The 26167-nt window shown below is 62.1% G+C and carries 23 protein-coding genes; 15 read left to right on the top strand and 8 right to left on the bottom strand.

Annotation, left to right across the window (positions count from 1 at the left end; translation table 11 throughout):
• Positions 1-169: 169 nt before the first annotated feature.
• Genes fabA through AC2FML_RS07940 form a run of 4 tightly spaced genes read left to right on the top strand, consistent with a single transcriptional unit; the run spans position 170 to position 2995 of the window.
• Positions 170-679 (top strand): bifunctional 3-hydroxydecanoyl-ACP dehydratase/trans-2-decenoyl-ACP isomerase, encoded by a 510-nt coding sequence (gene fabA, locus AC2FML_RS07955; RefSeq protein WP_093964585.1) that lies wholly within the window; start codon positions 170-172, stop codon positions 677-679.
• A 48-nt stretch (positions 680-727) separates the two neighbouring features.
• Positions 728-1957 (top strand): beta-ketoacyl-ACP synthase I, encoded by a 1230-nt coding sequence (gene fabB / locus AC2FML_RS07950; protein WP_170339862.1) that lies wholly within the window; start codon positions 728-730, stop codon positions 1955-1957.
• 5 nt (positions 1958-1962) lie between these two features.
• On the top strand, positions 1963-2754 hold the full coding sequence (locus AC2FML_RS07945) for an enoyl-ACP reductase FabI (protein WP_093965010.1): 792 nt from the start codon (positions 1963-1965) through the stop codon (positions 2752-2754).
• Between the two features lie 58 nt (positions 2755-2812).
• Positions 2813-2995 (top strand): hypothetical protein, encoded by a 183-nt coding sequence (locus AC2FML_RS07940; RefSeq protein ID WP_170357073.1) that lies wholly within the window; start codon positions 2813-2815, stop codon positions 2993-2995.
• 11 nt (positions 2996-3006) lie between these two features.
• On the opposite strand, the gene AC2FML_RS07935 is transcribed toward AC2FML_RS07940, so the two are convergent.
• Positions 3007-3435: an FKBP-type peptidyl-prolyl cis-trans isomerase gene (locus AC2FML_RS07935; protein WP_496782712.1), complete on the bottom strand. Its 429-nt coding sequence runs from the start codon at positions 3433-3435 to the stop codon at positions 3007-3009.
• 127 nt (positions 3436-3562) lie between these two features.
• Between AC2FML_RS07935 and AC2FML_RS07930 the strand changes: the two genes are divergently transcribed.
• The 9 genes from AC2FML_RS07930 (at position 3563) to AC2FML_RS07890 (ending at position 11800) form a co-directional block, all read left to right on the top strand.
• A complete protein-coding gene (locus AC2FML_RS07930; RefSeq protein ID WP_170390854.1) occupies positions 3563-4249 on the top strand; it encodes a haloacid dehalogenase type II in 687 nt (228 codons plus the stop codon).
• Positions 4249-5076 carry an alpha/beta fold hydrolase gene (locus AC2FML_RS07925; protein WP_496782710.1) on the top strand — a complete coding sequence of 276 codons (828 nt, stop codon included), beginning with the start codon at positions 4249-4251 and terminating at the stop codon, positions 5074-5076. The genes AC2FML_RS07930 and AC2FML_RS07925 overlap by 1 nt, the downstream gene beginning before the upstream one ends.
• Entirely contained in the window at positions 5073-6047 is a 975-nt protein-coding gene (locus tag AC2FML_RS07920) for a threonine ammonia-lyase (protein ID WP_170405002.1), read from the top strand. The genes AC2FML_RS07925 and AC2FML_RS07920 overlap by 4 nt, the downstream gene beginning before the upstream one ends.
• 73 nt (positions 6048-6120) lie before the next feature.
• On the top strand, positions 6121-6909 hold the full coding sequence (gene pcaD, locus AC2FML_RS07915; RefSeq protein WP_496782982.1) for a 3-oxoadipate enol-lactonase: 789 nt from the start codon (positions 6121-6123) through the stop codon (positions 6907-6909).
• Between the two features lie 11 nt (positions 6910-6920).
• Entirely contained in the window at positions 6921-7634 is a 714-nt protein-coding gene (locus AC2FML_RS07910; protein ID WP_170357068.1) for an alpha/beta fold hydrolase, read from the top strand.
• 124 nt (positions 7635-7758) lie between these two features.
• Positions 7759-8958 (top strand): TCR/Tet family MFS transporter, encoded by a 1200-nt coding sequence (locus tag AC2FML_RS07905; RefSeq protein ID WP_093964576.1) that lies wholly within the window; start codon positions 7759-7761, stop codon positions 8956-8958.
• 80 nt (positions 8959-9038) lie between these two features.
• On the top strand, positions 9039-10133 hold the full coding sequence (locus AC2FML_RS07900) for a Zn-dependent alcohol dehydrogenase (RefSeq protein ID WP_496782708.1): 1095 nt from the start codon (positions 9039-9041) through the stop codon (positions 10131-10133).
• A 31-nt stretch (positions 10134-10164) separates the two neighbouring features.
• Positions 10165-11397, top strand: coding sequence for a mandelate racemase/muconate lactonizing enzyme family protein (locus AC2FML_RS07895; RefSeq protein ID WP_496782706.1), 1233 nt, complete (start codon positions 10165-10167; stop codon positions 11395-11397).
• A gap of 115 nt (positions 11398-11512) precedes the next feature.
• Positions 11513-11800 carry an ArsR/SmtB family transcription factor gene (locus AC2FML_RS07890; protein WP_170340532.1) on the top strand — a complete coding sequence of 96 codons (288 nt, stop codon included), beginning with the start codon at positions 11513-11515 and terminating at the stop codon, positions 11798-11800.
• 5 nt (positions 11801-11805) lie between these two features.
• Here the strand turns inward: AC2FML_RS07890 and AC2FML_RS07885 are convergent, their stop codons facing one another.
• Entirely contained in the window at positions 11806-14802 is a 2997-nt protein-coding gene (locus AC2FML_RS07885; RefSeq protein ID WP_222457544.1) for a cyclic nucleotide-binding domain-containing protein, read from the bottom strand.
• 215 nt (positions 14803-15017) lie between these two features.
• Here AC2FML_RS07885 and AC2FML_RS07880 point away from each other — a divergent pair, with 215 nt between their 5' ends.
• Complete coding sequence (locus AC2FML_RS07880) at positions 15018-15410, top strand: DUF3307 domain-containing protein (protein ID WP_093964572.1); 393 nt, start codon at positions 15018-15020, stop codon at positions 15408-15410.
• Here AC2FML_RS07880 and AC2FML_RS07875 read toward each other — a convergent pair whose 3' ends face one another.
• Positions 15411-15872: an Lrp/AsnC family transcriptional regulator gene (locus tag AC2FML_RS07875; protein ID WP_244952314.1), complete on the bottom strand. Its 462-nt coding sequence runs from the start codon at positions 15870-15872 to the stop codon at positions 15411-15413.
• 139 nt (positions 15873-16011) lie between these two features.
• Between AC2FML_RS07875 and AC2FML_RS07870 the strand changes: the two genes are divergently transcribed.
• On the top strand, positions 16012-19440 hold the full coding sequence (locus AC2FML_RS07870) for an indolepyruvate ferredoxin oxidoreductase family protein (protein ID WP_496782704.1): 3429 nt from the start codon (positions 16012-16014) through the stop codon (positions 19438-19440).
• Here the strand turns inward: AC2FML_RS07870 and AC2FML_RS07865 are convergent.
• From AC2FML_RS07865 to AC2FML_RS07845, 5 genes are read right to left on the bottom strand one after another with little or no spacing between them, the layout of a single operon-like run.
• Positions 19428-20159 carry a hypothetical protein gene (locus AC2FML_RS07865; RefSeq protein ID WP_496782702.1) on the bottom strand — a complete coding sequence of 244 codons (732 nt, stop codon included), beginning with the start codon at positions 20157-20159 and terminating at the stop codon, positions 19428-19430. The genes AC2FML_RS07870 and AC2FML_RS07865 overlap by 13 nt on opposite strands.
• Before the next feature lie 54 nt (positions 20160-20213).
• Entirely contained in the window at positions 20214-21518 is a 1305-nt protein-coding gene (locus AC2FML_RS07860) for an NAD(P)/FAD-dependent oxidoreductase (RefSeq protein ID WP_496782701.1), read from the bottom strand.
• Complete coding sequence (locus AC2FML_RS07855) at positions 21505-22191, bottom strand: TetR/AcrR family transcriptional regulator (RefSeq protein ID WP_496782699.1); 687 nt, start codon at positions 22189-22191, stop codon at positions 21505-21507. The genes AC2FML_RS07860 and AC2FML_RS07855 overlap by 14 nt, the downstream gene beginning before the upstream one ends.
• A 1-nt stretch (position 22192) precedes the next feature.
• A complete protein-coding gene (locus AC2FML_RS07850) occupies positions 22193-23737 on the bottom strand; it encodes a trimethylamine methyltransferase family protein (RefSeq protein WP_496782697.1) in 1545 nt (514 codons plus the stop codon).
• Between the two features lie 2 nt (positions 23738-23739).
• Positions 23740-26142, bottom strand: a complete 2403-nt coding sequence (locus tag AC2FML_RS07845; RefSeq protein WP_496782696.1) for a GcvT family protein — start codon at positions 26140-26142, stop codon at positions 23740-23742.
• Positions 26143-26167 lie beyond the last annotated feature (25 nt).

Genomic DNA, 26167 nt, shown 5'->3' with positions numbered 1-26167 from the left:
CCCTGCCCCAATATATAAGTGCCGACCACCACCAATTTCAAATGAAATTCATTCGCAACCAGCGGCTCCGGCGGGCCGGATGTGTTCGGGTGGTCTTGCAGGACCTTGCAAACGGGTGATAGACGAGGCCAGATTGAATAAACAGACCCCTGGCAGGAGACGCGGCAGAATGGCCCAATTCCCAAGCAGCTTTGACAAGGACGACCTGCTGAAATGCGCCCGCGGCGAACTCTTCGGCCCCGGAAATGCTCAGCTTCCGGCTCCCCCGATGCTGATGATGGACCGCATCACCGACATTTCAGGCGACGGCGGCGCGCACGGCAAGGGGCATGTCGTGGCGGAATTCGACATCACACCGGACCTTTGGTTCTTCGATTGCCACTTTCCCGGAAACCCGATCATGCCGGGTTGTCTGGGTCTTGACGGACTGTGGCAGCTGACCGGTTTCAACCTCGGCTGGCGTGGCTGGCAGGGTCGCGGCTATGCGCTGGGTGTGGGCGAAGTGAAACTGACAGGCATGGTGCGCCCTGACCGCAAGATGTTGACCTACTACGTGGACTTCACCAAGGCAGTCCAGACCCGCCGCCTGACCATGGGTGTGGCGGATGGCCGGGTCGAAGCGGATGGCGAAGTCATCTATCAGGTCAAGGACATGAAGGTTGCATTGTCCGAAAGCTGACCCCAGCTGATTGACAGTCAACAGGGAATGGAACACAGGAGAACGCAAATGCGTCGCGTCGTCGTCACCGGTTTGGGGGTTGTCTCTTCCATCGGGAACAATGCCGAAGAGGTTCTGGCCTCGCTCAAGGCGGGTAAGTCCGGCATCGAGGCCAGCGAGCAGATGGTCGAGCACGGCTTCCGCAGTCAGGTTGCAGGGACGCTCAAGATCGATGTGTCGGAACAGGTCGACAAGCGCACTTTGCGGTTCATGGGGCCAGGTGCCGCGTATGCCCATATCGCAATGAGCCAGGCAATCGCTGACGCGGGTCTGAGCGAAGATCAGGTCGTCAATCCGCGTACCGGCCTTGTTGCCGGGTCCGGCGGACCGTCCACCAGCGCCATGCTGACGGCGCACCAGACCGTTCTGAAAACCGGCGCAACCAAGCGCATCGGACCGTTTGCCGTTCCGAAATGCATGTGCTCGACGATCTCGGCCAACCTGGCCACCGCCTTCAAGATCAAGGGCATCAACTACTCGATCACCTCGGCCTGTTCGACGTCGCTGCATTGCATCGGAAACGCGGCCGAGCAGATCATGCTGGGCAAACAGGACGTGATGTTCGCCGGTGGCGGCGAAGAACTGGACTGGACCCTGTCCTGCCTGTTCGATGCGATGGGCGCGATGTCCTCGAAATACAACGACACGCCCGAAAAAGCCTCGCGCGCGTTCGATCAGAACCGCGACGGATTCGTGATCTCGGGCGGCGGTGGCATCGTCGTTCTGGAAGAGCTGGAACATGCTCTGGCCCGGGGCGCGAAGATCTATGCCGAGGTGACGGGATATGCCGCAACCTCGGACGGGCACGACATGGTCGCGCCCTCGGGAGAAGGTGGAGAGCGCGCGATGCGCCTCGCCTTGTCCACCCTGCCGGAAGGCCGCAAGGTCGGCTACATCAACGCCCACGGGACCTCGACACCGGTCGGAGATGTGGGCGAAGTCGAAGCCGTCCGCCGGATTTTCGGCGAGGGCAATGTGCCGCCGATCTCCTCGACCAAGTCGATGACCGGCCACGCTCAAGGTGCTGCCGGCGCGCTCGAGGCGATTTTCTGCCTCTTGATGCTGCAGCATGATTTCATTGCGCCGTCGATCAATGTCGACACGCTGGCCGAAGGCATCCAGCCCGGCGAAATTGCAACTGAGGTTGTTGAAAACGCAGGTTTGGACAGTGTCATGACCAACAGCTTCGGCTTTGGTGGCACCAACGGTTCCATGATTCTGTCCAAGTATAACGGGTGATTATGATGTCGGATTCTATGAAGGGTAAGCGCGGTCTGATCATGGGCGTCGCCAATGATCGGTCGATCGCCTGGGGCATTGCCAAGGCCATGCACGAGGCAGGCGCTGAACTGGCATTCACCTATCAGGGCGAGGCTTTCGGAAAACGGCTGGAACCGCTTGCACAGAGCTTGGGCAGCGACTTCATGGTCGATGCGGACGTGACCGATGACGCATCGCTGGACCGGGCCTTCGACGAACTGGCCGCCCGTTGGCCAACGATTGATTTCCTCGTCCACGCCATCGCCTACTCGGACAAGACCGAGCTGACCGGGCGGTTTCTGAACACCACGCGGGCGAATTTCAAGCACTCGCTGGATGTCTCAGCCTATTCATTCATCGAAGTGGCCCGTCGCGCCTATCCGATGATGAAGGAAAACGGCGGGACTCTGCTCACGCTGACCTATCAGGGTTCGAACAAGGTCGTGCCGAACTACAATGTCATGGGTGTTGCAAAGGCTGCTCTGGAATCGGCGACGCGCTATCTTGCGAATGATCTGGGCCCCGACGGGATCCGGGTCAACGCCATCTCGCCCGGACCTATGAAAACCCTGGCCGGCGCGGCCATCGGGGGGGCTCGCAAGACCTACAAGTTCTGCGACCAGAACGCCCCGCTGCGATCGAATGCTACGCTCGAAGCGGTTGGCGGAACGGCCGTTTACCTTGCGTCGGATGCAGGGGCCTGCACCACCGGTGAAATCATTCGCGTAGACGGCGGTTTCCACATCTTGGGAATGCCTCAGCCCGACTTCATGTGACGCGATCTTTCCCTGTCGTTGCCAAGATTTTACCAAACTTCCGCGGCAGGGATATCACATGAGCAAACTAGACCGGATAATCGCGACCAATTCGCGTGCATCTCACTCTCGTCGCAAGACCGGAGTGCTCAGCAGCCGCGCGCGTACGCTGCTGCTGACCCTGACGACATTGTTGGTATTGTGGATCTTCTATACCCAACCGCAGCTTCGTGAGGCGGTTGGGTCATTGTTGGGCGGCTGAACGCGCGCTGATCAGTTGATCGAAACGACCTCGATGTCGAAGATCAGATCCTGGCCCGCCAGCGGGTGGTTTGCGTCCAGGGTCACGGTTTCTTCGTTGGCGTCCACCACCGTCACAGGCAGCGCCTGACCATCGGGGGTCTGCATCTGTAGCTGGGTGCCGGGGTCCAGCGGGATGTCGTCCGGGATGCCGTCGCGCGGGACGTCCTGGCGCATAGCGGGATTGATCGGCCCATAGGCGTCCTGACAATCCACTTCGACCCGCTTCTTCTCGCCGATTTCCATACCCGGCAGAGCGGCGTCCAGACCGGGAATGATCTGGCCGGACCCCACGGCGAACTCAAGCGGATCGCGTCCTTCCGAGCTGTCGAAAACGTTGCCGTCCCGCAAAGTTCCAGTGTAGTGAATGCGAACCGTGTCGCCTTGTTTGATTGCGGTCATGACTGTCTCCGACCTGAGTTTGGAATGAGCGGTCCAACCTAGAGACTGACCCGGCAATGTAAACCCTTTTACGCTTTAACCCGCGCATGGCCTGTGCCAACCTGCCCCGGAAGATGGGGAGAGGCAGATGGCGATCACAACCTGCGTTTTCGATGCGTACGGAACCCTTTTCGACGTGGCCGCAGCCGCACGTCAGGCGGCCGCCGAACCGGGCCAGGATGCGCTGCGTGACAAGTGGCCTGAACTGGCCAACCACTGGCGGTTGAAGCAGCTGCAATACACGTGGCTGCGTGCTGTGGCGGACGCACATGCCGATTTCTGGGACGTAACGCAGGATGGCCTGGACTGGGCGCTCGAGGCGACGGGCTTGCAGAGGGACCCAGCGCTGCGGCAGAGACTGCTGGACCTGTATTGGGAACTGCAGGCCTATCCCGAGGTTCCCGCCATGCTGAAGGCGCTCAAGGATGGCGGGATGCAGACCGCGATCTTGTCCAACGGATCGCCGCCCATGCTGGAAGGCGCGGTCAGATCTGCGGGTATCGGCGGCGTATTGGACGACATTCTGTCAGTCGAAAGCGTCGGCGTCTTCAAACCGCATGCACGGGTCTATGATCTTGTGTGCGACCGTTTCGGGTGCGAACGATCGAACGTTCTGTTCGTCAGCTCGAACGGTTGGGACGCCGCCGGAGCCAGCGGGTACGGGTTCGTTACAGCCTGGGTCAACCGCGCCGGCGAACCAATGGACCGATTGCCGTGGACCCCGGCGCATGTCCTGTCCGACCTGACCTCGATCCCGGAACTGGCGGGCGTTTGATGCCGCAATTCACGACGTCTGACGGTCTGCGCCTGACCTACGAAGAAACAGGCAGCGGCAAGCCACTGCTGTGCCTTGCCGGCCTGACCAGAAACAGCCGGGATTTTTCCTTCTTCGCGCCGCACGCCAACGGACTGCGTGTCATTACGATGGACTATCGGGGGCGCGGCGACTCGGATTTTGATCCGGATTATCGCAACTATTCCGTTCCGCGCGAGGCACAGGACGTGATCGAGTTGCTGGATCACCTCAAGCTAGATCGGGTCAGCATCCTTGGCACCTCGCGTGGCGGGTTGATTGCCATGACCCTCGCCGCAATTCGCCCCGAACGTCTGAGTGCCGTCATTCTGAATGATGTGGGCCCCGAAATCGAACCGTCGGCCATCGGGCGCATTATGGATTATGTCGGCAAGGCTCCTGCCGCAACAACGCTGGAACAGACCGCTTTTGCGCTGAAACAGGCAATGGACCCGCAGTTTCCGGGCGTATCGATTGAAACCTGGAGAAAGCAGGCCGAATTCCAATACGAAGAAACCGGCACCGGCCTACGGTTGCGCTATGACCCCGCATTGAGAACCGCGTTGAAAGAACAGATTGCAGCGGGCCCGCGCGCTGATTTGTGGCCATTGTTCGAAGCCCTGAACCCGCTTCCCACCGGAGTGATCCGTGGAGCGAACTCGGACTTGCTGAGCGCCGAGACCCTTGCAGAGATGCACCGGCGTCACGCGGGGCTGATTTCGGCTGAAGTGCCCGACCGGGGCCATGTTCCATTTCTGGACGAACCGCAGTCCATTACCGTCATTCGCAAAGTACTGGATTTGATATGAGCACAATTGACCTGATCGAAGCCGCTGCCGTGCGCCTGCAAGGGCACGCGCGCGAAACCCCGATCCTCACATCGCCGTTTCTGGACGACCTTGCCGGGCGGAGCGTTCTGGTCAAGCCCGAGTGTCTTCAACACACTGGAAGCTTCAAGTTTCGCGGCGCGTGGTCTGCGATTTCCGCCCTGGATTCCGAGGCTCGCAAACGCGGGGTGATCGCGTATTCATCAGGCAACCATGCGCAGGGCGTGGCGCATGCCGCTACGCTTCATGGTGTTCAGTCCGTCATCATCATGCCATCCGACGCACCGGCTCTGAAAATCAAAAACACTCGCGCGTTGGGCGCCGAGGTCATCCTATATGATCGCGCCAATGAAAGCCGCGAAGAGATCGGCGAGGCGTTGTCCCGGGAGCGCGGTCTTACGTTGATCCGCCCGTATGACGAACCGCAGGTGATCGCCGGTCAGGGCACCGTCGGCCTCGAGGTGGCGCGGCAGGCGCGCGATCTCGGTGTGACCGACGCCGATGTTCTGGTATGCTGTGGTGGCGGTGGACTGACCTCAGGCGTGGCACTTGCCCTGGAAAAACATGCGCCGGGTCTCAGGGCGCGCCCCTGCGAACCCGAAGGATTCGACGATGTCAAAAGATCCCTGGCCTCGGGGTCCGTTCAGACCAACAACGCAGCCGCAGGCAATATCTGCGACGCGATCCTGACACCGCGGCCCGGTGATATTACCTTTCCGATCCTTCGTCGCCTCTGCGGACCGGGATTGGCGGTATCCGAAGACGAGGCTCTCCGCGCCATGGCCTTGGCGTTCCTGCGCCTCAAGGTCGTTCTGGAACCGGGCGGGGCAGTCTCGTTGGCGTCGGCGTTGTTCCGCAAGGACGAGATCCAGGGCGACGCCGTTATCGTCGTGGCATCGGGCGGGAATGTCGATCCACAGGTCTTTGCCCGCGCGTTGGAATTCCTTACCTGACAACGGGTTAGGACAGATGCAATAAATCGCGGCGTAAACTGTCGGAATGATCGCAGCAAAAAAGGCTGACCAGATGCACATCGCTGATTTCGGAGATGTTCAGATTCACTATCGCTTGGACGGTGACCCGGATGGTCCACCTCTGGTCTTTGCCAATTCGTTGGGCACCGACATGCGCTTGTGGGACCCCGTGCTACCTCTGCTTCCCAAAGGTCTGCGCATCATCCGCTATGACAAGCGGGGGCACGGCCTGTCCTCGCAACCGGGTGGTCCCTATTCGATGGGAAGTCTGGTGCGCGATGCCGAGCGGCTTCTGGACTTTCTCGAGGTGCGGGATTGCGTCTTCGTCGGCCTGTCGATCGGCGGAATGATCGCGCAGGGGCTGGCCGTCAAGCGGATGGATCAGATCCGGGCGATGGTCCTGTCCAACACGGCCGCCAAAATCGGGACGCCCGCCATGTGGGCCGATCGGATGGCCGCCGTTCGTGCAGGTGGGATCGAGGCGCTGGCCGACGCAACCATGGAGCGCTGGTTTTCGAAAGCATTTCGGGATACCCCCGATGTCGAGCTATGGCGCAATATGATGGTACGCCAACCGGTGCAGGGGTATCTGGGCTGCTGTTCCGCCATCTCCGGCACGGATTTCTATACGCCAACCTGCGGGCTCAGACTGCCGACGCTGGGAATTGCGGGCTCGGAAGATGGCTCGACCCCTCCCGATCTGGTGCGCGAAACCGTCGACCTGATCCCCGGCTCCCGGTTCGAGCTGATCCGCAAGGCCGGGCACCTGCCCTGCGTCGAGCGGCCCGAGGTCTACGCCGAGCTGCTGAACGCTTTTCTGCGAGAAACCGGACATATCTGAAGGAGGTCACGGTGGCGGAATTTCTTCTTGTTCACGGGTCTTGCCACGGCGCATGGTGCTGGCGCGATCTGATACCGGAACTTGAGAATCTGGGGCATTCGGTCCGTGCGATCGACCTGCCCAGCCATGGATCGGACCCGACCCCAGTATCCGAGGTCACGCTCGAGACATGTCGAGATGCGGTTTTGAATGCCACGACCCCGCAAACGATCCTTGTCGGCCACTCCTGGGGCGGCTACCCGATCAGTGCGGCCGCCGAATTCGCCCCAGACCGGATGCGGGCCCTGATCTATGTCTGCGCCTACGTGCCGGTCCCCGGGCTGTCGATGATAGAAATGCGCCGGCGTGCACCAAGGCAGCTGATTGGCGATGCGGTCGAGAAATCGGCAGACGGACTGTCCTACAGCGTGTTGCCGGACCGGGTGCAATCCCTCTTCTACCACGACTGTCCGGCCGACGTTGTTACCTATGCCCTGGCCCGCCTGTGCCCGCAGGCGATCCGCCCGCAGGACACGCCGTTGGTTCTGAGCGAGCGTTTTGACGGAATTCCCAAGGCCTATATCCTCACCATGGATGACCGGACGATTCCAACTGAATACCAGGAAGAGATGAGCCATTGCGCGCCGCCCGAATTGCGCCTGACGATCGACAGCTCCCATTCTCCATTCTTCTCGCATCCGGCGGATCTGGCCCGCCAATTGGACGCAATCGCTACCCGCGTCTGAGATCCGGCCGGGTCAAAGCTGACGTACCGTCAGTCGAGATTTTCGCCTCGATCACAAAAGACCGGGTTACAACACGACAGGCTGACGACTAAGGTCCTGCAAAATAAGTCATTCGTGCGGTTTCATGCGTCTTCCTTTTCTGTTCGTCCTCGGCACTGTAATGATCGATGCCATGGGCATCGGACTGGTCATGCCGATCATGCCTCAGCTGATCGTCGAGGTTCAGGGCGGCTCTCTGGCATCGGCAGCCATCTGGGGCGGGATCCTCAGCACGGCCTTTGCCGCGATGCAATTCCTGTTCGGTCCGGTGCTGGGCAACCTGTCGGATGCTTACGGACGCCGCGCGGTCTTACTGGTTTCCCTGTTTGTCATGAGCTTGGACTACGTGGTCATGGCCATGGCCGGCAGCATCTGGCTGCTGCTGATCGGCCGCATCGTGGGTGGCATCACCGCGGCCACCCACTCTACCGCAGCGGCCTTTATGGCGGACGTTTCGAAACCTCATGAAAAGGCCGCCAATTTCGGTCTCATCGGAGCAGCTTTTGGTGTGGGTTTCGTCCTCGGCCCTTTGATGGGCGGATTGCTGAGCGAATACGGAACCCGCGCCCCGTTCTGGGCGGCTGCCGGATTGTCATTTGCGAATTTCCTGCTGGGCCTCGCGGTCATGCCTGAGACGGTGACCGACAAGAACCGCCGCGGATTCCGCTGGCACCGCGCGCGTCCTGACAGCGCATTACGTGCCATCGCCGCCCTGCCCGGCATCCGACCGTTGCTATGGGTATACTTTTTGTACTCGGTATCGATCTACGTCTATCCCGCCATCTGGTCATACTTCACGACCGAGCGTTTCGGTTGGTCACCGCAGATGATCGGGTTGTCACTCGCGGTCTACGGATTGGGCATGGCGGCAGTTCAGGGCGGCTTGATCCGCCCCGCTACCCGCCACTTGGGAGAGCGGACCACGATCGTTTGGGGCATGATCTTCGAGATCGTCAGCTTTCTGGCCCTGGGTTTTCTCACAAACGGCACAATTGCGTTGATGCTGATTCCGATCACCGCACTGGGCGCCGTCGTGACGCCGGCCCTTCAGGCACAGATGTCACGTGCAACCCCGGATTCGCAGCAGGGAGAGCTTCAGGGGGTTCTGGCCGCGCTCCACGCGCTGTCGATGGTGATCTCCCCGTTGGTGATGACCACCGTTTTCGCCCAATTCGCGCGCGTTGATGCAGCATTCTACCTTCCAGGGGCCCCGTTCCTGTTGGCATTGCTGCTGATGCTGGCCGGATTCGTCCTGTTTCTGCGCGCACATCCCAGCGAAACGTAACAACGACACGGGAATGACGGTTTCAGCCTTGCGGACCGCAGATTCCCGCGTCACCGTGGCCCAAACCAAACGAGGGATCCATGCAGACCATCAAAGCCGCCGTATGCCGCGCCTTCAACGAACCGCTTGTCATCGAAGACATCCAGATCGCGCCGCCCGGCATGGGCGAGGTCGAAGTCACGTTGGATGCGGTGGCGATCTGCCATTCTGACATCACCTATGCCAGCGGCGCTTGGGGCGGGTTTCTGCCCGCCGTCTACGGGCACGAGGCCGCCGGTGTGATCTCGGCCGTCGGAGAAGCCAGCGGAGGATTCAAGGTTGGCGATGCGGTCGTGGTGACCCTGATCCGCGCCTGCGGGTCCTGCCCGTCCTGCGCCAGCGGCAAGCCGGTGATCTGCGAAACACCCTATGACACCGTCAAGGGCCCGCTGCGCACTGCGGATGGCGGGCCGCTGGAACAGGCGATGGCCTGTGGCGCCTTTGCCGAAAAGGTCGTGGTCAGCCACCGCCAGATCGTCAAGATTCCCGACGCGATGCCCAAGGACGTGGCCAGCCTGCTGTCCTGTGGGGTGATCACCGGCGTGGGGGCGGCGGTCAACGCCGCGCGGTTGCGCCCGGGTCAGGATGTCGTGGTCATCGGTGCCGGCGGGGTGGGCCTGAACGCCATCCAGGGCGCGCGGCTGGCCGGGGCCCGGAGGATCGTGGCCGTCGACATGACCGAGGAAAAGCTGGAAATCGCCAAAGAATTCGGCGCCACGCATGGGGTTCTGGCCACGCTGAAAGAACCGTGGAAAGCAGCCTACAAGGCCCTTGGCGGTCGCGGGGCCGATGCGGTTCTGATCACCGTCGGTGCGATCCCCGCCTATGATCAGGCGCCCCGCTATCTGGGTCGCGGTGGCAAGGCGGTGATGATCGGCATGCCGCATTCCGGCGCGCAATCCAGCTATGAGCCGGTCATTCTGGCGGCTCTGGGTCAGGGCATGGTCGGGTCGAAGATGGGCGACGTGGTGATCCAGCGCGATATTCCGTGGATGATCGACCTGTACGAACAGGGGCGGCTGAAGCTGGACGAGCTGATCTCGGGTCGCTGGACGCTGGAACAGATCAACGAAGCCATCGAAGACACCAAGACCGGGTCGGCCAAGCGCAACGTCATCGTATTCGACCGGGGCTGACGGCCCCGGCCAACCAGCGGGAGGAGACAGGATGAAACTGCAGGAACTCGACGTCATCGTGACCGCTCCGCCCGCGCCGGGCTGGGGCGGGCGCTATTGGATTTTGGTGAAGGTCACCACCGATACCGGCATCACGGGCTGGGGCGAGTGTTATGCCTCCTCGGTCGGTCCCGAGGCGATGAAACACGTCATTTACGACGTCTTCGACCGCCACATGGCCGGCGAAAACCCCGAGAATATCGAGCTGATGTTCCGTCGCGCCTATTCCAGCGGCTTCACCCAGCGCCCCGACCTGACCGTGATGGGCGCGTTCTCGGGGCTGGAAATTGCGTGTTGGGACATTCTGGGCAAGGACCGGGACCGCCCGGTATACGCTCTGATCGGCGGCCGGATGAACGACCGCATCCGGGCCTACACCTATCTGTACCCGCTGCCGCAGCACAATCTGACCGATTTCTGGACCTCTCCCGAACAGGCCGCGGAAAGCGCCGCCGAAGCGGTCCGGCGCGGCTTCACCGCGGTCAAGTTCGACCCCGCCGGCCCCTACACAATGCGCGGCGGGCATATGCCAGCCATGTCCGACATCTCGATGTCGGTGGCCTTCTGCAAGGCGATCCGCCAGGCCGTGGGCGACAAGGCCGACCTGCTGTTCGGCACCCATGGCCAGTTCAACACTGCCGGCGCCATCCGTCTTGGGCAGGCGATCGAGCCGTACTCGCCGCTGTGGTTCGAAGAGCCCACCCCCCCGGACATGATCGAGGACATGGCCCGCGTCGCCCGCAATGTCCGCATTCCCGTGGCCACGGGCGAGCGGATGACCACCAAGGCCGAATTCGGCGCGGTTCTGCGCGCCGGCGCGGCCGAGATCCTGCAGCCCGCCTTGGGCCGGGCCGGTGGTATCTGGGAGATGAAGAAGGTCGCCGCCATGGCCGAGGTCTTCAATGCGCAGATGGCGCCGCATCTCTATGCCGGGCCGGTGGAATGGGCCGCGAACATCCATCTCGCGGCCTCGATCCCGAACCTTTTGCTGCTCGAGACCATCGAAACGCCGTTTCATGACCAGCTGATCAAGGGCTCGATCCGGGTCGATAACGGCTTTGTCGAGCCGCCTTCGGCCCCCGGCCTGGGCATCGAGGTCGACGAGGAACTGGCCCGTGCCCACCCCTATTCCGGCGACGGTCTGCACCTGCAGATGCAGGAAGCCCCCTGCGACTATGTCAACGGCAATGCGTTTCAGGGCGGGGCCCCGGCAACCGAGGGATGACAATTTCAGACAAGTTGGTGCATACTGCGTCTACCCCTTATTTCCATCCCCAAGGTACCACGTGACTTTCACTGACGCCGAATTGACGACCCCACAATCCGAATTGCCCTCGGAAATGGAGGAAAGCGCCGCGCAAGCAGCGGCTTTCCTCAAGACGCTGGCGCATCAGGGCCGCTTGATGATCCTGTGCCATCTCGCGGCCGGAGAACGCTCGGTGGGCGAGCTTGAAGCCTTGCTCAAGTTGCGCCAGGCCGCGGTCAGCCAGATGCTGGCGCGTCTGCGAACCGAAGGCCTGGTTTCAACCCGCCGAGAGGGCAAGACGATCTACTATTCGCTGCGCGACGGCAAAGCCAAGCAGGTGATCGAGTTGATGCATTCCCTGTTCTGTAGCCCGCAGGCCTGAACCTGTCAGCGTGATACATAGCCTGCGATCACCTGCAACAGCTTGAACGCGGTCGCAGCATCGTTTTCCACCACGGCCAGGAACTCTTCCTCGCCGATACGCAGGCAGGTCAGATCGGTTTCGGCCACCATGCTGAGTGCACGGGGCTCTTTGCGGATCAGGCCCAGTTCGCCCACCAGGGTGCCGCTGCCGACGCGGGTCACCAGCCGATCCTCCTCGGGCGGCTGCGGCAGGTACAGACCCGCTTCGCCGTCGATGATCATGTAGGCACCATCGGTCGGCTGGTCATCCTTGAGGAACACGACTTCGCCGGCCTTTGCCTCGTACCAGCGCGCACCAAAGGCCAGCAGCCGCAGCTGACGACGATCCAGCCCCGAAAACAGCGGCGTCTGTTCCAAGGCACGCAGCTTTCGCGTGAGGTCCGCCGAGGCTGCACTGTCACCTTCGACATCCGACGGAACCTGATCGGACACTACGCGCCCCTGTCGGATCTCGACGAACATGTCGAAAGCGCCGGGGTTCTTGAACTGTTCGTTCAGATAGATGATCGTGGCGTCCGGAAGCAGCTCTCGCAGGTTTCTGAACACAGCCACCTGCGTGTCCATGCCATAACTCGCCAGCGCGTTTTCCAGTATAAGGATATCCGGCTTCTTGATTGTCGCGCGGGTAAAGGCCAAAGGCTCGGCCAGCGCGGCCGGCAGGTTCTGCCCGCCCAGCGCGACCGGTACATCGTAGATCAGCTCAACCACCAGCGGACGGGCTCCGTTTTCGGTCAGCACGTCTGCGATCACTTTCCGAACCTCGTCCGACCGCGCGCCCCCGATCTGGCTGACCTTGCCGAACAGCGCATTCTCCATAACCGTCAATCCGGGCGCAAAGGTGGCCGGGTCCAGCGGCTCGAACACGTCGTTCAGGCGCTCCATCAACTTGTCGGAATGGCTGTGCCGCAGTTCGAGGATGCGGTTCTTGAGCTCTTCGGAAAAGGCCGGCCCAATCTGTTCGGCCGAGATCACGAAAGGCACGGCCAGCAGGCTGGCCAACTGGTCATCGTCCAACCCCGATGCGCCGGTTTCCCGGGTCCTCTCTACCAGGTCGACAGCGGCTTCGTAGGTGGCGGCCTCGAGACCCAGCTTGCGGAACAACGGGTGATCCGTCCCGTCCAGACCAAAGATCTGACGCAGCATTTCGATCACGTCACGTGTCAGGCCGACCAGTGTTTCATCCAGACCCAACTCGCGCAACTGCCCCAGGAAAACGGTCTGCCGGGCCAGCAACTCTTGAGTCACCTGCACGCGTGGCACAGCAAACAGCAGGTTTTCGGCAACGGGCAGCGCAGCGTTGTACGTCATGCGGTCGAAAATCAGGGCTTGCGACTCCAGACCGGCCTTTTTGACGGCGTCCTGCACTAAGGGCCGCAGCTCGATCAGCTTGGCAGCAAGGTCGGGGTGTTTTTCAGGATCGAAACCCAACTCGGCCCCGCGTTGGAACAAGGTGGGCCCGGAGCCCAGTCCGTCGATCAGCTTCAACCACCAATCGCGCAGCTGCTCGGCCGTTTCGAACCCGGCCAGGGAAGGGTCCAGCCAAGTGGCCCGGAAGGGATCGGGGCTGTTGCCCGCACGCAGCGTTTCAAGGTGGTCCGCGTCCTCCGGTGGAGCGGTCAGAGGCCTGAGCTGCATCGGCATCATCACGTTGCCGCCAACGGTTCCCTGGAACATCACCGGTCGCGATGTGGCATGACCGATCCGGGCCGCCACGACGGCCTGGTGCAGCGAGGACAGGTTAACACCCCCGATTTCGACCCGGCCCGAACTTGGCAGGATCTCCCGGGTCAATAGATCCGCCAGGGCCCGGCGGTCCTCTTCGCTGGGGGCGGCGACCCCTATGGTCTTACCGGCGGGGAAGGTCAGGTTCAGATCATCCAGAACCTGATTGCCATCCAGATCACGCACTGAGACTTGCTCCAACTCGATCGGGCCATTCAGGTGCGGTCGGCTGTCGGGCTCGCCTTCGAACAGGGTTTCATCCAGCATGCCGCTCGGGGCGAACCGTTCGATGACCACCTCCCAGCGCAGAGACATGTCCTGTGTCTGGTTGTAATAGGTCAGCAGTTCCTTCCAGGGCGAGCTGAGGTCCTTGTAGGCAGCGAGCGCGGCCACGAGAGCACCGAGCGAAACTGACCCCTGCAGAACCAGCAAACCACCGACCAGGTAGAATAGGAACGGAGTCAATTGAGAGATGAAGTTGTTGATGAACTTCATGAAGAATTTTTTCTGGTAGATCTCGAACCGGATGCTGAACAGCCGGGACAGTTGATCTGAAATCAGCGCTCGGCGGTGGCGCCAGCCGCCGTTCTGCCGCAGGGTTGCCGCGCCTGCTGCATTCTCGCCGATCTGAGCCGCCAGTACGCGCACCTCTTGGATCCGGCGCTTGTTCAACAGGTTGATCTGGCGCTGCAATCGCGGGATCAGCCAGGCCTGCAATGGGATCAGCGCGACAGCAGCCAATCCGAACCAGACGCTTTGCAGGAATAGAAAGGACAGGATTGTCAGCATCTGCCCCGCCTGAAGGACAGGCTGGCTGATCGCATCGCCCATCAGCCCGCCCATCGGCTCGCTTTCGGCGGTGATCATCGAGACCAGTTCGCCCTGACTGACGCGCTCGAAATAGGGTTGAGGAAACAACAGTGCGCGATTGATCAACTGGTATCTGAACCGGCGCAGCATTCGTTCGCTGAGAACGCCTTTCATCGTGTTGATGCGCATCTTCATCAAACCATGCGCCAACACCGCCGCCAAAAAGGCGAAGCACAAAATTACCAAAAACGTCGTCTGCGACAGACTGTATCCCCAGACATCCACGATCTCGCTGGAGGCGCCGATTGCGTCGTTGATGATGCGTTTGGGCAATTCAAGCGTCAGGTACAGCAGCGGGAACAAAGTTGCCGTCACGGCCAGCAGAACAAGCTGATCACGCTTGGAATACTTCCAAATAAATCCAAAAATTGAACGTTCTATGGCCCCTGCCCCTACTGGTGACCCGAAACTGTTTTGCAGCGATCCTGCCGCGGTCAAAGCAGCACGACGGTACTGCAATCGCGCTTGGATAGGCAAATGGTTTCCAAGGCGAAAACTATTTCGACTTGTGTGAACTAGTTCATTTGCGATCCTGTCTCATAGCCCTTAGTCTGAAGGTCAGGACGATATCGGGAGGGTAGTTATTGCCTGCTACACTTGGCACTGTGTTGCTTCTGCTGTGTGCACTGCAGATCAAACACATGTTTGCCGATTTCTACCTTCAAACGCCCAAGATGCTGTCTGGGCGGGGGGAGTACCTGCATGTCGGGCGCGCACAGCATGCCGCGGTGCATGTTGTGGGCTCAGTCGTGGTTTTCCTGATATTCGGCGCGCCGCTTTCGTTCATTCTGATCATCGGTGCGCTTGAGTGGATCGTGCATTTCAATATCGATTTCGCCAAAGCCAGCTATTCCGACAAGAAACAATTGCAACCTGATCAGGCCGCCTTTTGGCGGGCCGCCGGTCTGGATCAATGCCTTCACAACCTCACTTACATCGCGATGGCCTGGGCCTGGGTTGAATTCGTCGCGCGCTAGTCAGAACTCGACCGAACGATTGCGTTTGACCGCGCGCAGAACCACATTCGTCTGTGCACTTGCGACGGCCGGCAAACGAAACAGAAACCTCTCCAAAAAGACGTTGTAGGCGGCAAGATCGGGACACTGCACTCGCAGGTGATAGTCTGCCTGACCGGTCGTTGCGAAACATTCCTGAACTTCCTTGCAGGTTTCGATTGCCCGGATGAACTCCACGATCTTGTCGGGATCATGCCGCGTCAGATGCACATGTACGATCGCCTCGAACCCCAACCCCAGCGCGACCGGGTTCACAACTGCGCCGTAGCGTTCAATGATCCCGGCCTCTTCCAATGCGCGCACCCGTCTCCAAAGGGCCGAGGTCGACATACCGACCGCATCGGCAAGGTCCGCATTCGACACACGGCTGTCCCTTTGTAGCAGGGTCAGAATCCGGCGATCTCTGTCGTCCAACTGCATCATTTGGTAAACCTTTTCGTCTTCTTAGCGTTTATCGGCAAATTTTTTCGAAATGATATCAAGCTTGCGGACCCATTGGCACAACATTTCGCAAATACCGAACTACAGTTGTTCAATCTCAAATCCAATCCAGGTCCAAGCCATGAGCCGCCACGACAGCACTCTTCGCACTTATCAACTCACAGACCGGTACGAACAGACCGAGGGTCGCGTGTTCCTGACCGGCACGCAGGCGCTGGCGCGCATCCTGATGGATCAGGCGCGGCGCGACCGCGATGCAGGGCTGAACACGGGCGGGTTCGTCTCGGGCTATCGCGGCTCGCCCTTGGGCGGGCTGGACCTGGAGCTGTGGCGCGCGCGCGAACGGCTGAAATCCGACCGCATTACGTTTATGCCCGCCGTGAACGAAGATTTGGGCGCAACCGCCGTTCTGGGCGCGCAGCAGGCGACGCTGGACCCGCAGTGCGAATTCGAAGGCATCTTCTCGATGTGGTATGGCAAGGGGCCGGGCGTCGACCGCTCGGGCGATGCGCTGAAGCACGGCAATGCCTATGGCTCGGCGCCTAAGGGCGGCGTGCTGGTCGTGGCCGGCGACGACCATGGCTGCGTCAGCTCCTCGATGCCGCACCAGTCCGACGTTGCCTTCATGGCATGGTTCATGCCCACGCTGAACCCCGCCTCGGTCGAGGAGTATCTGGAATTCGGCGAATACGGCTTTGCACTGTCGCGGTTTTCCGGCACCTGGGTCGGGTTCAAGGCGATCTCGGAAACCGTCGAAAGCGCCCGCTCGGTCGAGCTGCGCCCCGACCGACAGTACATCCTGCCCGAGATCGAGCTGCCCCCCGGCGGGTTGCATGTTCGCGCCGCCGACCTGCCCTCGCCCGAGATCGAGACCCGCATCCAGCACAAGCTGCGCGCCGTGCGCGCCTTTGCCGAGGCCAATCCGATCGACCGGCGCATCCATGACATCGACAACGCCAAGTTCGGCTTTGTCACCACCGGAAAGGCCCATCTTGACCTGATGGAGGCGTTGCGCCTGCTGGGGCTGGACGAGGCCGCCTGCCGCCGTCTGGGCATCGACATCTACAAGGTCGGCATGGTCTGGCCACTGGCGCGGCGCAACGCGCTGCGCTTCGTGAAGGGCAAGGCCGAGGTGCTGGTGGTCGAAGAAAAGCGCGGCATCATCGAAAGCCAGTTCAAGGAATATTTCTATGACTGGCCCGGCGACAAGCCGCACAAGATGGTGGGCAAATACGACAGCCACGGCGAGCCGCTGATCCCCTGGACGGGTGAACTCAGCCCGCTGATGCTGGTGCCCATCGTGGCCGACCGCCTGCACCGGTTTTTCCCCGAAGAGGACCTGCCCGCCAAGGCCAAGGCGCTGACGGACCAGCCGCCGCAACTGATCAATGTGCCGGGCGCGACCCGCACGCCCTATTTCTGCTCGGGCTGCCCGCACAACACCTCGACCAAAGTGCCCGACGGCTCGATCGCGGCCAGTGGCATCGGCTGCCACGTCATGGCCTCGTGGATGGATCGCCACACCGTCGGCTATGCCCAGATGGGCGGCGAAGGCGTGCCGCATGTGGTGGCGTCCAAGTTCAACGGCGGCAAGCACATCTTCCAGAACCTCGGCGAGGGCACCTGGTATCACTCGGGCTCGCTGGCGATTCGGCAGGCGGTCGCGGCCGGGACCAACATCACCTACAAGATCCTCTACAATGACGCCGTGGCCATGACCGGTGGCCAGCCGGTGGACGGCCCGGTCAGCGTCGCCGGCATCGCCCAGACCTGCCGCGCCGAGGGCGTGGAACGGATCGCCGTCGTCTCGGACGACATCTCGAAGTTCCACCACGCGGATTTCCCGTCGGAAACCACGTTCCACGACCGCGCCGAACTGGACACCTTGCAACGCGAGTTGCGCGAGATCCCGGGCGTGACCGTTCTGATCTATGAACAGACCTGCGCCACCGAAAAGCGCCGCCGCCGCAAGCGCGGCACGATGGAGGACCCCAAGCGGTTCGTCTGGATCAACGATCTGGTCTGCGAGGGCTGCGGCGACTGCTCGGTCGAGTCCAACTGTTTGAGCGTCGAGCCGCGCGAAACCCCGCTGGGCCGCAAGCGCAAGATCAATTTGAGCTCGTGCAACAAGGATTTCTCGTGCCTCAACGGATTCTGCCCCAGCTTCGTGACCATCGAAGGCGGCGAACGCCGCAAACGCATGGCAAAGCTGGAACTGGCAACACTCGAGGACGGGCTGCCCGACCCTGCCCTGCCCCGCCTGGACAAACCGTTCGAGCTGCTGGTTACCGGCGTGGGCGGCACGGGTGTGGTAACGGTGGGGGCGCTGATCACGATGGCGGCCCATCTCGAGGGGAAAGGCGCCTCGGTCCTGGATTTCACAGGCTTTGCACAGAAATTCGGAACCGTTCTCAGCTATATCCGTTTGGGCGACACTCCAAACGCATTGAACCAGGTCCGCATTGATCAGGGCGCGGCCGATGCGGTGATTGGTTGCGACGTCGTCGTCAGTTCGGCCCCCAAAGCCTCGGCGCATTACCGCAAAGGTACGCGCGTGGTCCTGAACCGGGCGGAAATGCCGACCGGCGATATCGTTCTGCGCCGCGACGCTCAGTTGCAGGTAAATGCCCGTGAACAGGCCATTCAGAACGTGGTCGGGGCGGAAAACCTGTTCGGTTTCGACGCCAACGCGGTGGCGGAAACCCTGCTGGGTGATGCGGTGTTTGCCAATGTGATCATGCTGGGTTTTGCGTGGCAGCACGGTCTTGTCCCGGTATCGCAAGTCGCGCTGGGTCAGGCGGTTCTGCTAAACGGCGTCGCTGTCGAGAAGAACCGTCTGGCTTTTGCAATCGGGCGCAACATGGCGGTTCGTCCGGACGTTCTGGCGCTGCCTTCCGACGACGTTGGTTCGGAAGAAACTCTGGATCAGATGATTGCGCGCCGCACCGCCTACCTGACCGAGTATCAAAACGCGAAATACGCGCAGGCCTACGCCGATCGTATCGCCACCCTCCGCTCGGCGCTGCCGCAGGCTGACGAGACCCTGCTGCGCAGCGTCGCTCGCAACCTGTTCCGCTTGATGTCCTACAAAGATGAGTTCGAAGTCGCGCGGCTGATGACTTCGGACCATTTCGCAAAGGAACTGGCCAACCAGTTCGAGGGCGATTTTGCGGTCCGTTTCCACATGGCTCCGCCCCTGCTGAGCCGCAAAACGGATGCCCGGGGCCGACCGCTGAAAAAGGCGTTCGGACCTTGGATGCAGCCGGTTCTGCGGGGCCTGTCAAAGATGCGGGCACTGCGCGGAACAGCTCTCAATCCGTTTGGCTATCATGCCGAAGCGCGCCTGCACCGCGATCTGCTGAATTGGTACCAGGGGCTGTTGGACCGCCTTGTGGCAGAGTACGGGGATCGGGATACCGAAACGTGGCAAAGCATCCTGTCCTGCGCTGACGAGATCCGCGGTTACGGCCCGGTTCGGATACAAGCGGCCGAGACCGCCAGACGAAAGGTCGATGACTTGTTGCGCGCGCCGCGCGCTCAGGCCGCCTGATCCAGCGCCGAGGCTTTGTAGGCCGCAAGCCAAGCCGCATCCAGCCGGTCGACAACGGCTGGATTGAACCGGTCTTCGACCTCCCAATACCGGCCGGATGGCACCATGTAGCCCGCCTCGTACTCGGCCTGCAGCAGAGCATCGACGTGTTCAGTGCGCGGCCGGGCCTCGGGGATCTTTTCGGTATGAGAGACGGACGGATAGACCAGCCGGCTGGGTCCAACGGACAACCGCACCACGTTGCAATCCTGACGCGCCGCCAGCAGCGCCAGCCGTGCCGATTTCGCCTCGAGCGAACGCAGGGTGACGTCGGCACGCAAGGGATCGGCCGTTCCCTGGCCGTAGAAATGGGTATTGCCCGAGCGCGGATAGACCATGTCGCAGCCAAAGAAGGCAATCACCGATGGTTTGAGAGCGCCCAGCGCCCAGTACCCGGCGGTAAAGGCCATGGTGCCTCCGGCATAGACGAAACCGCCATACGCGTTCTGGATCGGGACATAATCCTGCGCCGTCACGATGCGCTGTGTCGCTGTCAGACAGTCGGGACGGTTCTCGGCCGGAAAATCCTCGGGATGGATCAGGAAATCCCAATCTTCGCGGATGCGCCAGGCGTTGTTGATGACCACGATGTGAGTGAACGGCCCACGCGCCCATTCCCGTGCCGCCAGCGCTGCGGCCGCACTTCCCAAGATCAGAACTTTGGTGTCATTCTCCGCCATCGCGCCCGCCCTTTCTCAGTGTTTCCAGAGAGCTAGCGCATTTGTCCGGCTTGGCTAGCCAAGGACGGAAAAACTGCTTTCCTCGTTGATGGGTCGCTTGCGGGAGTAAAAGCCCGCGTCGATGGTGCGTTTGATATGGGGCAGCTCGAATTGCAGGGGCTGGGCGTCGTGATCCGCCCCGCCCTCGCAATACTCGACCAACGCGGCCATCATCTTGCCCGCGATCGGCGCGTTCTTGTACTGGTTCCCGCTGGTGCCGCAGGCCATGTAAAACCCTGGCAGGCTGGACTTGTCATAGATCGGGATCCAGTCGGTCGAGGCGTCGTACAGATCGACCACTCCCCGCGTTCTGGACGGAATGCCCATGCTGGGAACGCGCTGCGCGTATCGCATAGCCTGCGTCGTCCACTGGTCGGTGAAGTCGTGGTTGTAGTGCACATCGTCCTCGCACCACTGATGCGGGTCGCAGTCCGGGTCTTCCGAGCCGATCAGGATATGGTTGCCATGTTCCGGCCGGCAGTAGCAGGCGATATCGCCGTCCGATACGATGGTTCCCTGACGCTCGAAATCGAACCCTTCCGGCGCGGGAACGTGGACCACCTCCTGCCGCAGCGGGCGGGTTTCGATGGTCATGTCGTCCAGCACACCCGCCATGCGGTTGATGATCGACGATCCCGGCCCGGCCACGTTGATCACCACCGGCGCGTAAATCTCTTCGTCCGAGGCCAGCCTGACGCCTTTGACTCTGCCACCTTCCTGCAGAATTTCGACGACCTCGGCCCCGGTCCGCACCTGCGCGCCGCGCTGCGTGGCCGCTTGCATCAGGTTCTGCGCGGACAGGGCCGGGTCTGTGACATAACCGGCCTTGGGCCAGAACACCGCCCCCTGCATCCTGCTGCCATTGGGCTGACCAAAGGCTGGATCGTCCATCCGTTTGGCCGGGGCAAAACTGTCCAGAGAATAGATCGGCAGGCGGTCGAGTATCTGTTCGGCCGACCATTCCTCAAACGGGCAATCCAACTCGGCACTGTATTTCATGTGCCTTGACAGGTGGCCGTTGGCCTCTGTTTTCATGACAAGGCAGCCCGTCTCGCAGAACTGCGCCAGATCGGCCCCATCGGGCAGGCCAAGATAGTCGGCCCAGTCGCGCCAGTAATGGTAGCCCTCCCACGCAAAGGCGGTGCCGTCGAAGGTGGAATAATGCATCCGGATGATCGCGCAGGACCCGGCGGTCGAGCCGTGCCCCACCTGCGCGTTGCGGTCCAGCGACAGGGTCTTCCAGCCGGCCTTGGCCATCTCGAACGCGATGGCGGCACCGATCACGCCGGTTCCGATGATGATTGCGTCAGGCTGGCTCATGGCTTGATCCTCCCTCCCAGCAGCGCTTGGCATAGGCGCTGAATTCCTCGATTTCCTCGGGGCGCGGCTCGACCCCGGTAAAGACGTACAGGTAGTGCGGCACCAGAGACAGGCGCGTCGCCAATGGCTCGTTCAACTGCGCCAAATCATAGCCGATCTGCATGTAGTAAAGCACGCGCGCGCGGGTCTCGGCCTCGACCGCCTCATAGCCATGGCGGGCGAACATGGCGCGCAGCGCGGCCAAGCGGCGGGCATCGGACTGGTCCAGCATCCGCCGCACCTTGCCCGACCGCCGCGCCCAGTCGCGCACGGCAAAGTCAAGCGCCGTGTCGAAAAGGGCGGTGTTGACCACGCAGCGATGCACGTTGCAGACGGCGGCGGTGATGGTCTGGGCCGGGGCCTCGGCCTGCGCGATCAGGGCGGCGGTGTTGGTGGCCTGCCAGCGATCCAGCAGCGCATCCAGCAGGTGCTGCCGGGACTTGAAGTACCAGTAAAACGAGGACCGCGACACCGCCATGCGGTCGGCCAGGTTCAGAACCTTGACCTGCTCGACCCCGTCCGAGATCAGCACATCCATCGCCACGTTCAACCAGTCATCGCGCGTGACCTTGACGTTCCCGACCAGAGGCTCGGCCTTGGGGTCGTCACGATGCAGGATGGGTTTGCTGTTCATCTCAACTCTCCGGCGGCGCACCGCCCTCGGCGGTTCGGCGGGCAATGAAGTCGCGCATGGCGTCCAGCCCCGGCTGGTCCTGCGCGGGTGGTTCGAAATTGTTCAGAATGTCACGCCAAACCGCAGTGGCCCGGTAGTTCGCATCGACCGATCCGCGTTCGGTCCAGGTACCGAAATTGGCATAGTCATGCAGGTGCGGTTCGTAGAACTCGGTAGTGTAGCGCTCCATCGTCTGGCTGGCGGCGAAGAAATGGCTGCCGGGCTCGACCTCGCGCAAGGCAGTGTCAAAGCCAATCTCAGCCTGACCGGCCTGAGCCCCTGCGCACAGCTCGGCTACCATGTTCAGCACCTCGGCATCGCAGACCAGCTTTTCGAAGGACACGGTAAGCCCCCCTTCCAGCCACCCGGCCGAATGGATGATCACGGTGGCCCCCGCCATCAGGCAACCCCACAGCCCGAACTGGTTTTCATTGGCGGCCTGCACGTCATTGGCGTTCGAGGCCGAGCCGGCCGCCGACCGCCACGGCAGCCCCAGATGCCGCGCCAACTGCCCCGCCGCCAGCGAGGCCTGAAAATGCGAGGGCGTGCCAAAGGCCGGGGCGCCGGATTTCATGTCCACGTTGCTGGTGAAGGTGCCATAGCAGACCGGCGCGCCGGGTTTTGCCAGTTGGGTCAGAGTCAGGGCGGCCAGCACCTCGGCATGGGACAGGGTGATCGCGCCCGCGACCGTGATCGGCGCCATCGCTCCCATCAAGGTGAACGGCGTGATAATCGACATCTGCCCGTGGCGGGCAAAGTCGATCAGCCCCTGCGCCATCGGAATGTCCAGGGTGCGCGGGCTGTTGGTGTTGATGATCGTGTAGCAATGCGGGTGGGCGCGGAACTCGTCATCGGACAGACCGCGCGCGACGGCCAGCATCTGGAAACAATCCATCACCTGCGGCGTCCCGCGCGAGAAGAAGAACGGGAACTTGTCGGTCAGCTCGATCTGCGCCTGCGTGGTGAAATAGTGGCGCAGGTGGGTCGGCACGTCCTGCGGCTCGACCTGCGGCGAGATCATCTGGAACACGTCGAAATGATGGGTGAGCTTCAGGAATTCGAGGTAATCCTGCCCGCTGGCCGGGCGGCGGCCGCGTTCGAGATCGGTGGCATTGGGCGCCCCTGCGCCGGGCTGAAAGACAAGGCTCCCCAGCTCCAGCGTGAAGTCGCGATGCCGCGCCCCGGCCCTGCAGGCGATGGATTTCGGGGCCGAGGCCACCGCAGCCTCGACCAGATCGCGGCCGATGAACACCATTTCGCTGTCTTCATCCACCCGCGCGCCTGCAGCGGCAAAGAGACGCCGCGCCTCGGGCAGCAGGACCTTGACGCCCAGTTCCTCAAGCGTGCGCAGAGCGGTTTCGTGCATGTCGGCGATCTGGTCGGCGGGAAAGACCTCCATCACCGGAAACGGGTTGCGCAACTGGCGATAATTCACGTCCCGATGGGTCGCGGGTGCGGACTCCGCACCCCGGCCCCGCCTTCGCCGATCCCTGCCCCGGGCCGCCACGATCAGCCCCTCATCGCCTTGCCCTCGGGATCATATGGCGACGGCGCGATCACCCGCGCGGGCCGCTCGACCCCGACCACGTGCACCGACAGTTCGGTGCCCGGCCGCGCCTTGTCGCGGTCCACCAGCGCCATCGCCAGCGACTTGCCGATATAGTGGCCATACCCGCCCGAGGTCACGAAACCCACGCGCTGGTCGCCCGCCCAGACCGGCTCGTACCCGCTGGCATCCGCATCCAGCGCGTCCACCTCGAGCGTCACCTGAACCTGCGCCGGGCCGTTGCCCTCACGCTGGGCCAATGCCGCGTCCTTGCCGATGAAGTCCTTGGTCCAGTCGATCCAACGGTCCATGCCAGTCATGCCGGGGGTGTAGGCCTGGGTGAATTCGGCCGACCAGATGCCAAAGCTCTTCTCAAGCCGCGTGGACAGCATCGCGTTGAAGCCGCATTCGCGGATGCCTTCGCTGGCTCCGGCCTCGAGCAGCGCGCGGCGCAGGGCGATGTGGTCGCCATACCGGCAGTTGATCTCATAACCCTTTTCGCCAGTGACCGACATGCGGGCCACCCGGGCGCGCACGAGGCCGATGTCGTAGTCACCGCAGCCCATGAATTTCAGGGTTGAGATATCCTGTTCGGCCAGTTTCTCGACCACCGCCTGTGATTTCGGGCCAACCACGGCAAAGCCGCAGACCTCTTCGCCGAGGTCGCGCACCTGTACGCCATCGATCATGTGATCGTCGAACCAGCGCATGTGCCAGGCCCGCAGGTAATAGCTGCCCATGATCCACCAGGTGCCGTCGCCCCAGTTCAGCACCGTCAGGTCGCCCTTGAGCCGCCCGTTCTCGCCCAGCATCGGCGCCAATTTCGCGCGGCCCGGTCCCGGCAGTTTCGAGGCCATCACCTTGTTGAGCCAGATTTCCGCATTGGGCCCCGAAACCTCGAACCGTGAGAACCCGGTGATGTCCATCAGGCCCACGCCTTCGCGGATGGTGCGGCATTCCTCGGCCACGATGTCGAAGGCGTTCGAGCGTTTCAGGGTCGGCGTTTCCTCGAACCCCTTGGGCGCGAAATAGAGCGGCACCTCGAGATCCCAGCTGACCCCCCATTTGCAACCCGCTTCGGTCATCGCGTCATGGGCCGGCGACATTTTCAACAGGCGTCCGGCGGGCAACTGCTCGTTCGGATAGGTCATCACGAAACGGCGTGAATAGAACTGGCCCGTCGTCTCGCGGATGTAGCGCTTGTTCTGGGCAAAGTCGCCATAGCGCGCCACGTCCATCGGCCAGGCGTCGGCCTCGGGCTCGCCATGGATCATCCATTCGGCCAGCGTCTTGCCGACGCCGCCGCCTTGAAGGAACCCGGCCATCACCGCGCAAGCGGTCCAATAGCCCCGCTTGCCCGGCACCGGACCGACCAGAGGGTTGCCGTCGGGCGAGAAGGTGAAGGCACCGTTCACCCATGTCTTGATGCCCACGTTCTGGATCGCCGGATAGCGTTCGAAGCCCAGCGTCAGTTCGTTCTCGATGCGGTCCAGCTGCTCCTGAAACAGCTCCTCGCCATAATTCCATGGCGCGCCGTCCATAGCCCAGTGTTCGTGATCGACCTCGTAGATGCCGACCAGAACACCCTTCTGGTCCTGCCGCATGTAGGTGAAGCCCTCGAGATCCACGGTCATCGGCATCTCGAAATCGGCCGCTGCGACCTCGGGCACCGTGTCGGTGATCAGGTAATGGTGCTTCAGTGGCGACACCGGCAGTTCGACCCCTGCCATGCGCCCCAGCTGCTTGGCCCACAGGCCGGCGGCGTTGACCACATGCTCGCAGGTGATCGTTCCCCTGTCGGTCACCACCTGCCAGCCATCGGCGGTCTGGATCAGTTCCTCAACCTTGGTTTCCTCGTAGTATTCCGCCCCGCGTTTTTTGGCTGCGGTGGCATAGGCCTGCACGGTGCCGGTGGTGTCGATGTAGCCCTCCCGGTCGGCCCACATCGCGCCCAGAATGCCGTCGGTGGACATGATCGGGCAGCGTTTCTGCGCCTCTTCCGGGCTCAGCAATTCGCAGTCGTCGATGCCAATGGACTGAAAGATGCGGTAGTTCGCCTGCAACCACTCCCACCGTTCGGGGGTTCCGGCCAGCGTCAGGCCGCCGGTCATGTGCAGGCCGATATTCTGGCCCGATTCCTTCTCGATCTCGCTCAGCAAGTCGATCGTGTAGGCCTGCAGCGCCGCCATGTTCGGATCGGCGTTCAGCGCGTGGATGCCCCCCGCCGCGTGCCATGACGACCCCGAAGCCAGCCGCCGGCGTTCCAGCATAACCACATCCGGCCAGCCGAACTTGGCCAGATGATACAGAACCGAGGCGCCGACGACGCCACCCCCGATGACTACAACGCGATACTGCGATTTCATCCCGACCTCCCCTGGACGATTCCCA

The sequence above is a fragment of the Ruegeria sp. BHSC029 genome, assembly GCF_059613085.1.
This window is presented reverse-complemented; position numbering and strand designations above follow the sequence as displayed.

What these genes read in the sequence shown, in the direction of transcription:
- AC2FML_RS07905 (WP_093964576.1), top strand. Translation starts at nt 7,759, where the DNA reads ATGCGTCTTCCTTTTCTGTTCGTCCTCGGCACTGTAATGATCGATGCC.
- AC2FML_RS07895 (WP_496782706.1), top strand. Translation starts at nt 10,165, where the DNA reads ATGAAACTGCAGGAACTCGACGTCATCGTGACCGCTCCGCCCGCGCCG.
- AC2FML_RS07940 (WP_170357073.1), top strand. Translation starts at nt 2,813, where the DNA reads ATGAGCAAACTAGACCGGATAATCGCGACCAATTCGCGTGCATCTCAC.
- AC2FML_RS07925 (WP_496782710.1), top strand. Translation starts at nt 4,249, where the DNA reads ATGCCGCAATTCACGACGTCTGACGGTCTGCGCCTGACCTACGAAGAA.
- AC2FML_RS07900 (WP_496782708.1), top strand. Translation starts at nt 9,039, where the DNA reads ATGCAGACCATCAAAGCCGCCGTATGCCGCGCCTTCAACGAACCGCTT.
- fabA (WP_093964585.1), top strand. Translation starts at nt 170, where the DNA reads ATGGCCCAATTCCCAAGCAGCTTTGACAAGGACGACCTGCTGAAATGC.
- AC2FML_RS07865 (WP_496782702.1), bottom strand. Translation starts at nt 20,159, where the DNA reads ATGGCGGAGAATGACACCAAAGTTCTGATCTTGGGAAGTGCGGCCGCA.
- AC2FML_RS07945 (WP_093965010.1), top strand. Translation starts at nt 1,963, where the DNA reads ATGTCGGATTCTATGAAGGGTAAGCGCGGTCTGATCATGGGCGTCGCC.
- AC2FML_RS07845 (WP_496782696.1), bottom strand. Translation starts at nt 26,142, where the DNA reads ATGAAATCGCAGTATCGCGTTGTAGTCATCGGGGGTGGCGTCGTCGGC.
- AC2FML_RS07875 (WP_244952314.1), bottom strand. Translation starts at nt 15,872, where the DNA reads ATGATGCAGTTGGACGACAGAGATCGCCGGATTCTGACCCTGCTACAA.
- AC2FML_RS07935 (WP_496782712.1), bottom strand. Translation starts at nt 3,435, where the DNA reads ATGACCGCAATCAAACAAGGCGACACGGTTCGCATTCACTACACTGGA.
- AC2FML_RS07855 (WP_496782699.1), bottom strand. Translation starts at nt 22,191, where the DNA reads ATGAACAGCAAACCCATCCTGCATCGTGACGACCCCAAGGCCGAGCCT.
- fabB (WP_170339862.1), top strand. Translation starts at nt 728, where the DNA reads ATGCGTCGCGTCGTCGTCACCGGTTTGGGGGTTGTCTCTTCCATCGGG.
- pcaD (WP_496782982.1), top strand. Translation starts at nt 6,121, where the DNA reads ATGCACATCGCTGATTTCGGAGATGTTCAGATTCACTATCGCTTGGAC.
- AC2FML_RS07930 (WP_170390854.1), top strand. Translation starts at nt 3,563, where the DNA reads ATGGCGATCACAACCTGCGTTTTCGATGCGTACGGAACCCTTTTCGAC.
- AC2FML_RS07890 (WP_170340532.1), top strand. Translation starts at nt 11,513, where the DNA reads ATGGAGGAAAGCGCCGCGCAAGCAGCGGCTTTCCTCAAGACGCTGGCG.
- AC2FML_RS07870 (WP_496782704.1), top strand. Translation starts at nt 16,012, where the DNA reads ATGAGCCGCCACGACAGCACTCTTCGCACTTATCAACTCACAGACCGG.
- AC2FML_RS07860 (WP_496782701.1), bottom strand. Translation starts at nt 21,518, where the DNA reads ATGAGCCAGCCTGACGCAATCATCATCGGAACCGGCGTGATCGGTGCC.
- AC2FML_RS07920 (WP_170405002.1), top strand. Translation starts at nt 5,073, where the DNA reads ATGAGCACAATTGACCTGATCGAAGCCGCTGCCGTGCGCCTGCAAGGG.